Origin of the sequence: Anaerococcus sp. Marseille-P3625 (assembly GCF_900232825.1) — a bacterium.
Lineage (GTDB): Bacteria > Bacillota > Clostridia > Tissierellales > Peptoniphilaceae > Anaerococcus.
Window position 1 is genome coordinate 134,338 of sequence record NZ_OCTP01000010.1, and the last position, 17,667, is coordinate 152,004.

Sequence of the window (17,667 nt, forward strand, 5' to 3'; positions counted from 1 at the left end):
GGCTACAATATGGAAACATATCAAACTAGACAACAGGCAGTACGACTTCTTGATGAAGTGTTACAAGCAAACTTAGATGGATTTAAACCTTCAGGAAAAGACAATTTGATTGAAAAGGGTTTAGGCTCTATCCAAATCATGCAAATAGTTTCAGAGCTTAAAAAATTAGGGATAAAATTATCGTTTGCAAAACTAATGGAAAATCCTACACTTGAAGATTGGATTAGACTTATTGAAAAAGCAAATATTAAAAATATTGATAAAAAGACTGAATCAAGAGAAAAGAATATTTCGGAAGAGTTCCCTTTAACGGATGTACAGTATGCTTATTTTGTAGGGAGAGAAGAAGATCAGGTTCTAGGTGGTGTTGGGTGTCACGCATACTTAGAAATTGATGGACAAGAGATTGTAACAGATAAATTAACTGCTGCTTGGAACTGTTTACAAATGGAAAATCCAATGCTTAGAGCAAAATTTAACCGTAATGGTACTCAGCAAATTATGGAAGAACCATACTCAAAAGAAGTTAAAATTTTTAATTATACTTCACTATCTGAAGAAGATGCAGACATAAAACTATTGGAAATGAGAAAAGAAATGTCTCATAGAAAATTTGATATAGAAGTTGGAGAAGTAGCTAGCCTTAGCATTGCGTTACTAAAGGATAAAAAACATAGAATATTTTTAGATATTGATATTCTAGTTGCAGATATAATGAGCATAGGCATTATAATGAGTAGACTTGTAGAGCTGTACTGCGGAGAAGATAAAGTTTCAATAGATAGCAATTATACTTTTAAAAATTATCTGGAGGAACGAAAAATAGATGACGAAATATACAAAAAAGATAAGGAATTCTGGAAGAAAAAAATTGAATCCAGTTTTCCTTTAGAGGCACCTAACTTACCCATTAACAAAAAACCAGAAATGATTGAAAAAGTGGTTTTTTCAAGAAGAAAGAAAATTATTAGCAAAGAAAACTGGATTAAGATTAAAGAAAATGCATATAAAAATAAAGTTACCCCATCAATGGTTCTGTTATCAGCATATTCAATGATTATTGAAAGATGGACAAATCAAGAAAAATTTGTGATCAATGTGCCATTATTCAATAGAGATGTAAATGATAATAGTGTTAAAAGAATGGTTGCAGATTTTACTAATCTTCTATTAGTTGAGTGTGAAAGAAAGAATGAAAAATTTTTAGATAGAGTGAAAACTATATCTGGCACATTTTTAGAAAATGCCTCTCACAGCTCATACTCTGGAGTGCAGGTACAAAGAGATGTTTATAAAGAAGTTGGAAAAACTATCAATATTGCACCTGTGGTGTTTGCTTGTAATATAGATTATCCTTTAGAGACTCAGGAAACAAGAAAAATATTCGGGAAAATAAACTATATGGTATCACAAACTCCACAAGTTTGGCTCGATTTTCAAACTTATTTAGTAGATGATGAGATTGTATTATGCTGGGATGTGGTTGATGAATTATATCCAGATGGAATGATTGATGATATGTTCGACTCTTTATACACTTTATTACAATCATTAAGTGATAATGAAAATTGGTATAGATTGCCTGAAATTCTTCCGTTGAATCAGATTGAAGATAGAGAAAAAGAATTAAAAAGTATTTTGCCTTTGAGTTACCCTAAACAAACTCTCTATACAGAATTTCTTGATAGGATTAAAGTAAACCCGGAAAAAGTTGCTATCGTGGATGCACAATCCGGTATTGAATTAACTTATGGAGATTTATACAAAAAGGCGTTAATTATTGCAACAAATTTAATTTCTTTTGGAGTAAAAAAGAATGACTACGTGGGAATAACATTGCCAAGGGGATATAGTCAAATAGTTGGTATTTTAGGAATTTTATTTGCTGGCGCAGCATATGTTCCTATCGGTATTAATCAACCCAACGAAAGAAGAAGGAAAATATATGAACAGATAGGAATAAAACATGTCTTATCCAATAAAAATACAATAAGGGATTTTAATTTAGATGATACAGATATCACATTTGTTGATATGGATCAATCAACTATTCAAAGTATAATTGAAAAACCTGTCAATATTAGTCCGTTTGATACAGCCTATGTAATTATGACATCAGGAACGACGGGAATTCCTAAAGGTGTGGAAATTGCACACAATAGTGCTGTTAATACAATCAATGACTTAAATGAAAGATATGAAGTAAATGCCAATGATAGCGTAATAATGGTATCAGCAATTGATTTTGATTTATCAGTTTATGATATTTTTGGAATATTATCGGCTGGAGGAACCATCATTACTTTAGATGATAATAATTTCAAAGATCCGGAACTTTGGTTAAAACTTATTGAAAAATATGAAGTAACAATGTGGGATTCGGTGCCAATTCTTTTTGATATGCTAGTAACTATGGCAGAGGGTAAAGATGTTTCTATTCCATTGAGATTAGTTTTTCTTTCTGGAGACTGGATTGCAACAACATTACCTAAAAGATTTTATAACAGAAGCAAAAATTCTCTTGTAGTTGGAATGGGAGGAGGAACAGAGGCTTCCATTTGGTCAAATTATATCAATATTCCAAAGGAAATACCTAAAAATTGGATTTCTATTCCATATGGAAAAGCGTTAAAGAACCAAGTCTATAGAGTAGTTGATGGTTTAGGAAGAATATGTCCTAACTATGTTAAAGGAGAATTGTTAATTGGTGGGGTTGGTGTTGCAAAGGGATATAGGGGAGATAAGGAATTAACAGAAAAGAAATTTGTAGAATCGGATGGAGTTAAATGGTATAGAACTGGAGATGCTGGAAGAACATGGAATGATGGAACTATTGAATTTTTAGGAAGGCTTGATAATCAGGTAAAAGTTAAAGGTCATCGAATAGAACTTGGAGAAATTGAAGATGCTTTAATTGGAAATCCTAAAATTAATAAAGCTATTGTTGATGTTATTAAGATAGGCACTAATAATCAATTGGTCGCATTTATTGAAAGTAATGAGAGTAAGGATCATACATTAACTAGATTAAGTAGTAATGAAAAAATAAATAAACTGAAATCTGAATACATTGATTATGATGAGTATCTAAATAGTGAAAATAATATGGTTTTAGGTTTGATATTTTCTATTTTCATGGATTTGGGTATTAGTCAAGGAAAAAGGTATTCTTTTGATGAAATAATGAAATTTGGAGAAATAGATATAGGATACGAATTGCTCGTAAAAAGATGGCTATTATTATTGCAAGAGCATAGTATGATAAGTTTAGAAGATGGTATTTACTTATTTAAAAAAATAGATATAGCATTAGACACAACAGTCAACCTAGATAATTTCAAAAATAATGTGGTAGATATTATACAGGGTAAGAAACAAGCTATTGATGTGTTTTATGCTTCTGAATCTAAACTTAGTCCTTCCAGACTTTTGAGAAAACTGAAAAATTATAGAGAAAATATAAATGAACTTATTGAAACTATAAAGATGGTATTTGATGGCAAAAATAAAAAGCTTAAGATTTTAGAAATAGGTGGAAGAAATAGCGAATTAACAGAAGAGGTAATTACAAACTTTGAAGATAAAATCGAAAAATATGTTTATACGGACAATTCACTATATTTTGCAAATGAGTTTGAAGACATAAAAAATAAATATACTTGTTTCGAGTTTATAAAAATAAATTCTTCAAGTAAGTATTTGGAAAATTTTAAAACGGAAAATTTTGATATTGTCATATTATATAATTCACTACATCGTTCTCATAATATTTCAGATATGTTGCGTAATATAAAAACCATATTATCTCCTATGGGCGTTGTGATTGGAACTGAAATAAATGATGAATTATTATTACCAGAAATTAGTGCATCTGTATTAGAACGTGGTTTTATTGATTTTGATTTGTTAGAGCGTAATGGAAAAATTATTCCAAATATTAAAAACATTAAAAATGCAAGTGAAAATTGTAAATATAAAATTGAGTATTTATCTAATGAGACTGAAATTAACAAAATGGGAAGTATGATATATGTTCTTAAAAATAACAAAATAGATGTTGAACAAGATGAATTAATTAAATTTTTAAAGAACAAGCTTCCTGAATACATGATTCCATTTGAATTTGTAATAGTAGGAGAAATGCCTTTAAATAAAAATGGTAAAATTGATAGAAAAGAATTAAGGAAATTGATAGAAGGACATGATAATCAAGATTCTGGTTATGATAGCAAAAGTATTGAAGGTAAAAATGAAACAGAAAAGTATGATGAAATTACAAGGAAATTAGTCAATATTTATAAAGAAATTTTAAATGATATGAATGTATTATCGACTTCTAATTATTTTCAATTAGGAGGAGATTCTCTTACAGCGACGAAAATTGTTTCCGAAGTACAGAAAGAATTGTGTGTACAAATATCAATTGGAGACATCTTCAAATATCCTGTTTTGAGAGAACTTTCAGAGTATATTAAAAAAATTGACAAAAAGAGAAATTTATCATTTCAAAAAATTATACCTGATGTTGAAAATATAAATGAGCCATTTCCATTAACGGATGTGCAATTTGCATATTGGATAGGAAGAAACAAAATGTATTCTTTAGGTTCAGTAGCAACACATTGTTACTTCGAATTAGATTGTTTGAATATTGAGCCTAATAAACTTCAAAAGATAATAAATGATATGATTAAGTATCATTCTATGTTAAGGGCGATAATTTTAAACAATGGAACACAACAGATATTGGAAAAAGTTCCACCATTTATGTTAGATATTAATAACTTATCATGTCTTAATAAGGTTGAACAAGAGGAAGCTTTAAAATTGACTAGAGATATTATGTCTCACGAAATATTAAAGATAGATAAATGGCCTATATTTAATTTCAAACTTAGCATTTTAGATGAAATTAAATCCAGACTCCACATTAGTTTAGATAATATTATTTTAGACGGTTGGAGTATGTTCTATATTCTAGATGAATTGAAATTAAGATATAATGATGAAAATTTTTATAAGGAATTACCAGATGTTTCATTTAGAGATTATGTTTTAGAAATTAGAAAAGTAAAAAACACATCTAAATATCAGGTTGATAAAAAATATTGGCTGGATAGATTGAATGGATTTTTGGAAGCCCCTAAATTTGAAATAGCAAAGTTAGAAAGTGATATAGAAGAACAAACTTTTAATAGAAGAGAAAAAATTATTGATTCTTATGGATTGAATAAATTAAAAGGAATCGCAAGAGAAAATAACATAACATTGACAATTTTATTAATAACATTATTTTCTGAAATAATTAGGAAATATTCATTAAATGATGAATTTGTATTAAATATTACACAGTTTAACAAGGAACAAATTCATCCGGATATAAATAAAATCATAGGAGATTTTACTAACCTAACATTTCTTGAAGTAAAAAATTGTACTAGCGATTCATTGCTAGAAAAATCCAAAATGTTGCAAAAACAATTATTAGAAGATACAAAACACAATTCATATAGTGCTGTAGAATTTGGAAGAGAATTAAGGAATAAATACTCTAACAATAGATATTCTTTAATGCCTATAGTATTTACAAGTGGATTAGGTTTGTCTGAAGGCAGGAAAGATACTTGGCTAGGAGAACTTGTATATAATATTTCTCAAACACCACAAGTTTGGCTTGATCATCAAGTTATGGAAATGGACGGCAAATTAAAAATAATTTGGGATTCCATTGATGAAATATTTACGGCACAGTTGCTAGATAGGATGTTTGAGTCTTATGTAAACTTATTGGATACTATAATAAATAATACCAATACGTTTTCCACTAAAATTAATTATAAGGAAAATAAAGATACTGAAAATAATGTATGTATTAGAGAAGACTTATCAGTTTATCAAAATAATGAACCTGATGAAGATATTCATAAATCAAACAAGAAAACAGAAGATAAACTGAACACTGAGCTACTTTATTCTATATCAGAAATTTGGAAAGAAATTTTAAAAATTGAAGAAATAAAAAAAGAAGATAACTTCTTTAAACTAGGAGGGAATTCTTTAAATATGATACAACTATCTAATACATTAATGGAACGATATGGTTTTCATTTAGAATTAGGAGAATTTATGGAAACTCCATATATTGAAAATTTGGTAATAAAGTTGATGGATTTTTTGAAATGATGTATTTGGAGAGAGGAACATTATGATGAAAGCGATAGTTTGTGGAACAACTTTTGGTCAATCCTATATAAATGCGATAAAAAAAATAAATAATATTGAATTGGTAGGTATATTAGCTTTTGGAAGTAGTCGTTCTAAGAGGTGTGCAGAAGAACATAATGTTCCACTATATGTTGATGTAGATTCTATTCCAGGAAATATAGATATTGCATTTGTTATAATTAAATCTTCTGTATTGGGAGGTAAGGGAACTGAATTGTCAGAGAGTCTCTTAAAAAAAGGAATTCATGTGATACAGGAACATCCAATTCATTATAGAGAGATAGAGAACTGCTTAAAGTTGGCTCATGAATTCAACTCATATTATATAGTAGGGAATTTATATAATTCATTGGAAACTATTGAAAAATTTATTGAAGCTGCAAAATATTTAAATAAAAAAGATATTCTTGAACATGTAGATATCATGACATCTTCGCAACTTCTTTATTCTTTGATAGGTATTCTGAACGAAGCATTACCTCTTCTTAGAAGTTTTAATATAATTCCAACGTTAACAGAGAAAAGATACCCTTTTAATCGTGTTGTTTTGTCAAATGGGCAATTGGATGTAAACTTACAAATTCATAATGAGGTTTCTGATGTGGATGGGAATAACCATATGCATCTTCTTCATAAAATTACTTTTTTTTATAAAAGTGGAAGATTAGATCTTGAAGATACCTTTGGATCTGTAATATGGAGGGATAGAATGAATATATCTGATAATATTGTGTTAGATTCAAAACAAATTGATGTTAATTATTTAAATAAGCCAATAAAATTTAGCTTGGCAAATTACAGTAACTTGACATATGAAACTATACTTTATGATGTTTTTCCGAATGCCATAAGGAAAGAAATTGAAAAATTTATTGAAAATGTTAAACAAAGAAAAAATAATATTACAAGAACGCAAAAGGAAATAATAGTTTCGAAAAAATGGGGAGAAATAATGAAAGAAATAGGGTTTCCTAAAAATGTTAAATTTGGTGAAGAACATCTTAACCATTTACAAGCTTTAAAAAATTTAGGGATGAAAAAATGAAACTAAAAAATGATAGTACAGACTTAGAATTATTTGATTATGTAAATGAGCTGAGAAAACAGGGAATGTTTTTGTTTGTGGAAGATAAAAAATTAAAATATAGAATCAAAAAAGAATTATACAATGAAGAGGTAATCAACGAAATTAAAGTTAACAAAGAGGATTTACTCAGATATTTATCAAAAGCACAAGAAAACACTTTGGAATTGAGTTCACTTCAGTTGGCATATATGGCTGGACAAGTAGATGGGGAATTTTTAAATAAAGTTAATGCTCATTATTATATTGAATTTGAAAAGCAAAATTTAAATATTGCTAATCTTGAAAAAAACATTAATTTGATGATTAGAAAAAATGATATTTTAAGATTGATTTTATTATCGGATGGTAGAGGGATTATACTGGAAAAAGTTCCTGAATATAAAGTTTTTAAATATCAATATAATTCTAAAGAGGATAGGTATAAAATGCGAAAGATTTTATCGCATATGAAGTATAATATCGAAACATGGCCTATGTTTAAATTCGTAGTTGGAAAGAAAATTAATGGCGGGAATAAAAATGATGTACTCCACATAAGTTTTGATTGTTCTATATTAGATGCGTGGAGTGCAGGTAATATGATATATAAGCTTTTTGCGTTATACGAAGGAGAAAAAATAAGTTTTTCCGATGTATCTTATAAAGATTATGTAATGAATTTAAGAATATATAAGGAACTTGCGTTTAATAAGAGACTTTTAGATGAGGCTGAAAAATATTGGAATAAAATGATAAAAACACTACCAAAAGCACCGAATTTAAGAACAAAAATGCCGATTAATGACTTAGAAGAATACAATTTTAAAAGAAAAGAATATCGTTTTAGTAAAGAACAAACTGACAATTTAATACATTATTCAAAACTAAGAGGTGTAACGTTGTCTGCTATATTAATCACTATTTATATGAAAGTATTGTCTGACTTAATTGAGACTGACGAATTAACAATAACAACAACATTATTTGGGAAATTACCAGTAGTTAAAAATGCAGATGAATTGTTGGGAGAATTTACAAATATAGGATTAATTAGCTATAAAGATGAATATAAATCTATATTAGAGTCCATCAAAAAAACCCAAAAACAAATATTTAAGTTATTAGAATATAGATGTTTTGATGGGATTAATGTTATAAATAAAGCTAGGCAAGAGAATGGAATAAATAAATTGTTTCCAATAGTAGTTACTTGCATGATTGGAGAGAGTTATAACAATTGTAAAAATGGATTCCATGAAATATGTTCATTAAGTCAAACACCTCAAGTTTATCTAGATCATCATATAAGAATGATTGATGATAGTATTGTGATTACTTTTGATTATATAGATGAATTATTATATGAAGAGGATATTATTTGGATGGTAGGTAAGTATATTGATGTTTCAAATGAAATATGCTCTAATTTTTGATAAATCAACTATGGAGGGAATAATATGAAAAGAAAAAAGTTTAATATTGAGTATCAAAAAAGAATTTATAGTGGTAAATATAAAACAATAATCTCACAAGAAAATGTTAAAACGCTCCTGGTTGAACCAGAATTAGAGGAAGATAAATCGGAATTTAAGATAAATTATATTGATAATATTAATACAGACAATGAAGTAAAAAAGAGAAAGTATTTTGTCCAAAAATTTTTATTAGATTTATTAACTGAAATTAATGTTAAAAAAATAAAAATAGACAACAAGAATGAAAATATAATTAAATACTGGTTGAAATATGTGAAAGATTTTAAAGCAGATGAGATGAATGAAGTAAAAATCGCAGAGGATTCTTTATATAGAAAACTACAACTAAAAAAGAATTTATTTGTAGATATACTTGAGAATAATAATAAAAAAGAGCTTTTGCTTTTAGATAATGAAATATCCCCAGCAAAACTAGGCATTAGAAGTGAGTTTACTGAGAGTTTATTAGATAAATTAATTAAAAACATCAATAATGAAAGTAAAGATATTAAAAGGTTAACAATAGGCATTGTTAATGATGTAGATTGCACAATAAAAGATAACTTAGTCAGCAGAATTAAATATTTAAACAATGTAATTTTATTAAATGATTGCAATGATAAGAAATTTTTAAAAGATAATTACTTAAGTAGATTTGATCACATTATTTCTGTTAATTTTTTACATCAAATTGAAGATGTTGAATCTTTTTTCAAAACCTCAAAACTAATGTTAAAAAGAAACGGAAAAATTCATGTAATTGATTTTGGTAAAATGGATCCAATATCTATACTTACAGCCATATTTTTTCAAGAAAAAAATCTTAATGTAGAAACTGAAAAACGTACGCAGTTTTTTTATAAAGTTGATTACATTAAGGAAATAGCCAAAAAATATTTTTTAAAAAATACTATGTTTTCGATAGAAAATAATATTGCTTATTATCTCGAATCAGAAAACTATACAGATCATCTTGAGTTGATAAATAACTTAGAAAATGAAATTGGGTTAGATTTCGATAAGAAGATTGTTTTGCTGTCATTGGACTCTTTTGATGTGGATGTCTCTGATAAAGCAACAATAAAAGAACAATTAAAAAATCATAATGAAAATTTAGAAGAAATCTTAAAAATAATATGGATGCAAAATTTGGATATAGATGATGTAGATAGAAATTCTAATTATTTTAAGCTTGGAGGAAATAGCTTATCTGCAACAAAGCTTCTAGTTGAGATAGAAAGAAGATTAAAATGCAACCTAAAATTAAATGAAATTTTTTCAAATCCTGAATTTGAAAAAATGTTAAATTTGATAAATTCAAAACAGTTAGGTATGGAGGTAGTAGAAGGTGAAATATGATAGGAATAATTGGAGCTACTGGAGATATTGGTTCAGAATGTACTAAAATTTTGAATGATTATGGCATCAAAGATATAAAGTTGGGATATAGAAAAAAAGAAAAAGTTTATAAGAGTAAGAATACTTTTGCGTTTATAGATTTGGATGATATAAATACTTGTATTGAGTTTGTTGATGGATGTGACTGTATTATAAACTGTTCAGGGTATTCAGATTCATCAATATTTAATTTAATAGATACAGTTAATAAAAACAAATGTATTCTCATTGACTTAAGTTATTATAATTTCTATGAGAAATCTGTTTTTGAAGGAGGAACAATATATCATGGAGTTGGTTCATCGCCAGGATTAATAGAAGCATTGCCAGTTATTATTTCTAGAGTTTTTGATAAAACCCTTAGTTTTCAAATGTATTACGCCTCTAATGGAGAATTTACTTATAATGCAGCCAAAGAATACTTGAGATATTTAAGTGAAGATGGGTTTTATGCAAGATCAATCTTAAATTCAGGGAAGATAGAACCATATTTGGCAGAAAATAAAACAATAACATTGCCAATAAGCAGCGAAAGATGGGTGCCATTTCCGTATATTGATAAAAGAACTATTAAAGTTTGTAGGCAAATAGGTGTGGAAAATGCCATATTTTATATGTGCATAAAGAACGGATATGTTTGCAATTTTTTAAAGAATATTCGTTCCGATAACATTGAAAATATAAATGTAATGGCACAAAAATTAGTGGATTTATCCAATTTGGATAATATTGAAAAAAAAGATTTTGGAGGATTTATCTTAGAGGCAACAGGAATAAAAAATAAAAATACTATAGATGCTAATATGATTTTAAAAAGCATTTCACCAACTAGATTAACGGCTCTAACAGTAGCAGCTGTTTCCATTTTAGCTCTAGAACATGGTAATAAAACTGAAATCAAAGATATGAGTGAGTTTCCTTTATTAAATAGTTTACTTGATAAGATGATGGAAATGGATACAACATTTTATTACAAATTGATGAAAGGAACAAATTTGAAATTGAATAATATCTTTGAAGGAGAAATATAAAATGAAAAAAAGATTGAAAGCCATAGTTTGTGGCACGAATTTTGGGGAATTTTATTTAAAAGCATTAAAGAGAGCCGAATCAGATTTTCAAATTGTTGGTATTATCGGAAGAGGTAGTGAAAGGTCAAAGACATTTTCAAAGAAATATAATATACCACTGTATTTTAATGTTGAAGAATTGCCATCAGATATAGATTTAGCTTGCGTTATTGTTAGAAGTGAGGGAACAGGTGGGGATGGAACAGAATTGTGCATAGATTTACTAAATAAAGGAATAAACGTAATTCAAGAGCAACCTGTTTATCAAGAACATTTATATAAATGTTATAAGCTAGCAAGAGAGAAAAACCTTATTTACATGACTGCAAATCTATATTCAAATTTATCAAATATGCAGAGCTTTGCAGTGTATGCAAAAAAATTAAATATATATTCTAAGTTAGAATATATAAGTGTTTCTTTTTCTACACAATTATCATATGTAGCTTTGGATTTATTAGCTATTTCTGGTATTTTAGGTGATTTAGAGTTGGATAATAATATAATAAAGGGATTAGGCCCATTTGATATATTATATGGAAATATAGGGAAATTACCTATTTTAATAGAATTCAATAATCAATTAAATCCCAAAACACCTGATTACAATATGCAATTAATGTATAGTTTTAAACTTTATTATGAAGATGGAGTATTATCGCTAAATGATGCTTATGGAGATGTTGCTTGGCGTCCAAGAACATATTTAAAAGGAGCTAAAGACGATTTAAATATAGGTAAAGAGTCAATCTACAAGGTTTTGAATTCTTTAAAAGAAACGAGTACTTCAAAATTTTTTCAAACATACTGGATTGATTCAATAACAGCAGAATTGATTAAAATGAAGAAATATATGAATTCAGGCAAACTTGATATTCGTCGAGTAAACAGGGAACTATCAACATCTAAAAAATGGGAAATTTTGCAGAAAAAAGCGGGATATGCAAAGTTTATGGAGACTAGTAAAGAGAAGCTGCTTTTGCTGAGTGATATAAAAATTCTTGATGAATAATTTAATAAGGAGGTAAATAATGGAGAACGGTTATAAAGAAATAATTGAAAAATATTCTAAGCAAGGTATTGAGTTGTATGTTGATGGTGAAAAGTTAAAATATAAATCCATAAATGGTCAGTTAGATGAAGATATTTTAATGGAATTAAAATTAAATAAAGAGGGACTTAAAGAATACATTAAAAAACTTGAGAATAAATATGATGTTAAAGATGATTATGCACCATTTCCATTATCTCCAGTTCAGACATCATATCTTTATGGAAGAGATGACTTACATTCATATGGAAATGTATCTTGTCACATTTATCAAGAATTTTTATATGATAATTTAGACGTTTCAAAAGTACAAGATACATGGAATTACTTGATAAATAAACATGAAATGCTGAGGGCAGTTATATTTAAAGAAGGATATCAAAAAATACTACAAAAAGTTCCAGAATATGAGGTTGTTACTGGAGATAGGATATCTATTAGAGAACAGTTAGAGGATAAAGTTTATCAATTAGAAAAATGGCCGATGTTTGATATTGGAGTATCAAATTATGGAGAAAAATCAATTTTACACTTTTCGATGGATTTTATGATATGTGATTGGTCAAGTATATGGCAACTTTTATTAGAGTTTGAGATGAAGTATTTTAAAGGAATAGAGAATGATAGACAATCTAAGATATCATTTAGGAATTATATAATAAGTGAAGAAAAGACAAAAGAAAACTCGGAATACAAGAATGCGAAAGCATATTGGAGTCAAAAGACTAGAAAATTAAAGACATCTCCAGTAATACCTTTAAAAACGCTAAAAGAAACGGACGTTTGTAAGTTTAAAAGATTGTCTTTAACATTAGATAAGGATATGTGGGATAAATTTAAAATTTTAGCTCAGAACCATGCTTTAACACCGACAGCATCAGTATTGACTGTATATAGTGAAGTACTAAAAAAATGGAGTACAGAAAAAGAATTTCTTATAAATTTAACTTTATTTAACAAGAAAAATTTAGGGGAAAATATAGAATATTTAGTAGGAGATTTTACAAATACATCGGTAATTTCGATAAAAAACATAAAAGAATCTTTTTCAGAGTTAGCAAGAGAAGTTAATAAAGAATTATTCAGCTCAATAGATAATAGTGCATATCCTGGAGTTAATATATTAAGAGATATTGCTAAACTGCATAATTCCAAAGAATTTTTAGCGCCGTATGTATTTACAAGTGCAATAGGGTTAATTAAAAAGAGGTTGATAGGAAGATATGTGTATGGAATATCTCAAACACCGCAAGTATTTATTGATTGTCAAGCTATGGATACTGAATTAGGTTTACAGGTTAATTGGGATGTTCGTGAAGGAATATTTGAAGATGATATGTTGGAAGATATGTTTAGTGAGTTTAAGAAGATTTTAATAAATTTATCGAACAATGAAGAATTTTGGGAGAAACGTCTTGAAATTGATCTACCTAAGTGGCAACGTGAAATTAGAGAAAAAGTTAATGCTACAAATAAAAAAATTAATAATAAGACATTATTAGAAGATTTTATAGAAAAAGTAAAATCTTATCCAGATAAGGCGGCTGTTATAGACTCTAGAGGATCGATTTCTTATAAAGAATTATATAATAAGTCTGTATCTATAGCTTTAGCATTGAAAGAAAAAAATGTAAAAAAAGGTGAGCATATAATTGTAAAACTACCACATAATAAAAGTCAAGTTTATACTATTCTTGGAATACTTATGGTAGGAGCTATATATGTTCCGGTAGATTTTAATATAGAAGAAAAAAGATTAGAGAATATTTTAAAACAATGTAATTGTAAAGTTATTTTGACAAATGGCAGTTGTTATGATAGCAGACAAAGAAATTTTGTGAACATTGATGATGTAAATTATAGGTTAGATTTGATAAATATGTTTAATATAGAACATATCGATTCGACTGATGCAGCTTATATCATGTTTACGTCAGAGACTACTGAAAATCCAAAAGGTGCTGTAATAAATCATGGCGCAGTATTTAATACTATATATGATATAAATCAAAAATTTGAAATATCTGAGAGAGATTGCATATTAAGAATATCAAAATTAGATTTTGACTTATCTGTTTATGATATTTTTGGAATGCTATCAGTTGGAGGAACTATTGTATATCCTGATGAAAGTGAGTATTTAAATCCTGCTCATTGGGATAAATTGATTGAAGAAAATTCTGTGTCTATATTAAATATGGTACCAGAATTAATGAAACTATATTTAAATTATTTAGAAAATTTATCAAAAAAACAAAATTTTATTAAACTAATATTGCTATCAAGAGATTGGATTCCTTTAAATATGCCTAATGCGGTGCAAAAAACTTTTGTAGAATCTAAAATAATAGTATTGGGAGGTGCTACAGAAGCCTCTATATGGTCTAACTATCATGAATATAAAGGTATTAAAAAGGGATGGAAAAGCATTCCGTATGGGAAACCGCTCACTAATCAACAAATTTATGTATTAGATAAAAATTTTGAAGATTGTCCAGTTTATTGCGAAGGTAATTTATATATAGCTGGTAGTGGCTTGGCGGAAGGGTATTTAGGAGATAAAAAGTTAACAGAAGAAAAGTTCTTTATTCATCCTCTAAAGCAGATCAGACTTTATTCTACTGGAGATTTGGGTCGCTATTTATCAAGTGGAGAAATAGAATTTTTAGGTACGGAAGATACTCAGGTAAAAATAAGAGGCAATAGAATAGAACTTGAGGAGATAAAAAATGCTTTAGTTAAGCAAAAAGTAATTTCAAATGCTATTGTAATGGTAAATGAAAATAAAAAAGAATTTCCTATTGAATCAGTAGTAACAATTGCTAGAGAAGACAGAGATGATAAATTAGATTCGCATTATGAAACTTTATTTAATAATAATGAGGGTATAGATATTAAAAATAAGGAATACTTATTTAGTAAGAAATATAGGGAATTATGCGATATAAGAGATAAAATATGTTTAAATGCTATACTAAATGCAATGATAGATACAGACATATTAAAAAAAGAACCAAATTCTGACTTATATAAAAGAAAAAGGAAATTAAATGATAATAAATATAATTGGATAATTGACAGATGGTTATATCAATTGATAGAAAAAAATATAATATATTCTGAAAATGGAGATTATAAAATTCAGTCTATTTTGACATATGATGATATTGCTAATTTATGGACAAAAGTTTTTTTAAAATGGGATGTTAAAAATGATAATAGTTTGAAGTACTTAAAGTATGTCAAAGACAGCACGGATAATTTAGTAGAAATTTTAAATGGGAAGATTGATCCAGTAAATATATTATATCCTGAGGGTTCTGATATTTACACTGATGCAATGTATAATACAAGTATAAATTCTATTGTTATTAATAATTTTTACTGTAATTTTATTAATGAGTATATTAAAAATAATAATCATAGGAAAATAAGAATTTTAGAAATAGGTGCCGGAACTGGGGCAACATCTGAAAAAATAATAGATTTATTAAATGGTGTAGATTATGAATATCATTTTACAGATGGAAAGAAATATTTTTTATCTAAAGCTAAAAAGAAGTTTGAAGATAATAAAAATGTTAAGATCTATCAATTGGACATTAATGAAGATCCTATAAAAATAGGGATAGAATACAATTATTTTGATATAATAATTGGCGCTTATGTTTTAGAAAATGCTAAAGATGTTGTAAGTAGTTTAAATTATATAAGAAATATATGTGCGCCTAAGGGATACTTACTATTTTCTGAGCCTATACGTAATGAACCGTGGATAATTGCATCTCAAGTATTTATGATGGAAAAACCATTAGATTCATTAAGGAAAAACAAATTTTTCTTATCAATAGAAGAATGGAAAAATATATTATATGAAAACAATGAAAAAATCTTTACTTTACCAAGAGAAGAATCTGTTATAGAGAAATTAGGAATGGTTTTGTTTATAAAACAGTTTAAAAGTGATTATTCTTTTATCAATAGAGAGAAAATATATAATAATCTTAAGATATGTTTGCCTATTGATTTGATGCCTGACAAAATAACTTTTTTAGAAAAATTCAAATTGACTTCAAATGGTATAGTTGACATAAAGAAAAATTTTTCATATGAAACGGATTATTTGAGATGTGCAGAAAATGAATCTATTAATTTTAATTCAAAAAAAACATCTATACCAAAAGAAGTATTGAATATTTGTGCTAAATTTTTAGATGAAGAAGAATTAAATTTAAATAAGAATTTATATGAATGTGGAGCTGATTCATTGATTTTAGCTCAAATAGCAGCTGAAATTATAAAAAGCATTGAATCAAGTAGCACATTTGAATCTATACTTAGAGAATTAATAGATGAACCAACTTTTTATAGGATTTCTGAGTTATTGAAAGGCGGAAACGCTACAGAGCATAATATTTCTAATGATGAATTTATATACTCAAAAAAATATAGTGCAGCCATCGAGGATAAAAGATTAAGAGTTATATTACATGGAGCTTTTGGAAATCTTGAAAATTTAAAAAATTTAGCAATGGAATTATGTTCTCAAAATAAAGGAGATATATTATTGATGGGTGTATCAGATATAGGTAAGTATCTAGATATAAATTCAGATGAATTAGTTGAAAAATTGGCAAATGAGTATTATAAAGAAATACAAAAATTTTCTCCAACAAATGTTCAAATAATAGGATATAGCTTTAGCGGGGTAGTTGCAATAGAAGTTTCTAGGAGATTATTAGAAGCAGGAATTTTAGTAGATAATTTAGCAGTTATAGAAGGTGGAAGCTTGTTAAATTATAATTATGATGAATTATTATTGGAATTTAATTTCTTACAAGCATTTAATATTGAAATTTCAGATATAGGATTTAAAGAAACAAATATATTAGATATAGCATTTTCTAATATGGATAATAATTATGAGAATGCAATGACGGTTAATAATATATTGAGTAAAATGCGATTCGAAGAAGATATACTTTATGTAAAAAAATTAAATTCTTTATCTCAACAAAAAAGATTTGAATTATATTATAATTTAGTAAAAAATAAGGGAAATTCAATTACAAAAAAATCTTTTTTAGATATGTATAAAATTTTCATAAAGTCATTTAATGCTCAAAAATTTATGCCTGAAATATATTTTGGGGATATAGATTACTATATAGCAAAAGATAATGTTGGGGCATATAAGCACTTTAATATCCTAGCTGAAAATTGGAAGAATATAATTATTGGCGATATTAGAAAATTTTATATACCAGGCAATCATTATAGTTCAGTACAAGAAAAGTCAAACTCAAAAGTTTTAGCAAATATGTTAAATGAAAATATGTCGAGCGAAATATAGAGAATAAAGTATATATTATAATAAATATT

Annotated in this window: 7 protein-coding genes; all 7 read left to right on the forward strand. The window is 27.2% G+C overall.

Translation table 11 applies throughout. From position 1 onward, the window contains the following. Positions 1-9 precede the first annotated feature (9 nt). From CS884_RS01915 to CS884_RS01945, 7 genes are read left to right on the forward strand one after another with little or no spacing between them, the layout of a single operon-like run. Entirely contained in the window at positions 10-6,183 is a 6,174-nt protein-coding gene (locus CS884_RS01915; protein WP_099320404.1) for a non-ribosomal peptide synthetase, read from the forward strand. Positions 6,184-6,205: 22 nt separating this feature from the next. Next, a complete protein-coding gene (locus CS884_RS01920; RefSeq protein WP_099320405.1) occupies positions 6,206-7,270 on the forward strand; it encodes a Gfo/Idh/MocA family oxidoreductase in 1,065 nt (354 codons plus the stop codon). Further along, positions 7,267-8,724: a condensation domain-containing protein gene (locus CS884_RS01925; protein WP_004838458.1), complete on the forward strand. Its 1,458-nt coding sequence runs from the start codon at positions 7,267-7,269 to the stop codon at positions 8,722-8,724. Before CS884_RS01920 ends, CS884_RS01925 begins: the two co-directional genes overlap by 4 nt. Positions 8,725-8,748: 24 nt before the next feature. Beyond that, the gene (locus CS884_RS01930) at positions 8,749-10,125 is read left to right on the forward strand and encodes a phosphopantetheine-binding protein (protein WP_099320406.1); all 1,377 of its coding nucleotides are present in this window, start codon (positions 8,749-8,751) and stop codon (positions 10,123-10,125) included. Further along, positions 10,122-11,195 carry an NAD-dependent epimerase/dehydratase family protein gene (locus CS884_RS01935; RefSeq protein ID WP_099320407.1) on the forward strand — a complete coding sequence of 358 codons (1,074 nt, stop codon included), beginning with the start codon at positions 10,122-10,124 and terminating at the stop codon, positions 11,193-11,195. The genes CS884_RS01930 and CS884_RS01935 overlap by 4 nt, the downstream gene beginning before the upstream one ends. A gap of 1 nt (position 11,196) precedes the next feature. Next, entirely contained in the window at positions 11,197-12,246 is a 1,050-nt protein-coding gene (locus CS884_RS01940; protein ID WP_099320408.1) for a Gfo/Idh/MocA family oxidoreductase, read from the forward strand. Between the two features lie 19 nt (positions 12,247-12,265). After that, the gene (locus CS884_RS01945) at positions 12,266-17,638 is read left to right on the forward strand and encodes an AMP-binding protein (RefSeq protein ID WP_099320409.1); all 5,373 of its coding nucleotides are present in this window, start codon (positions 12,266-12,268) and stop codon (positions 17,636-17,638) included. The last annotated feature ends 29 nt before the right edge of the window (positions 17,639-17,667 follow it).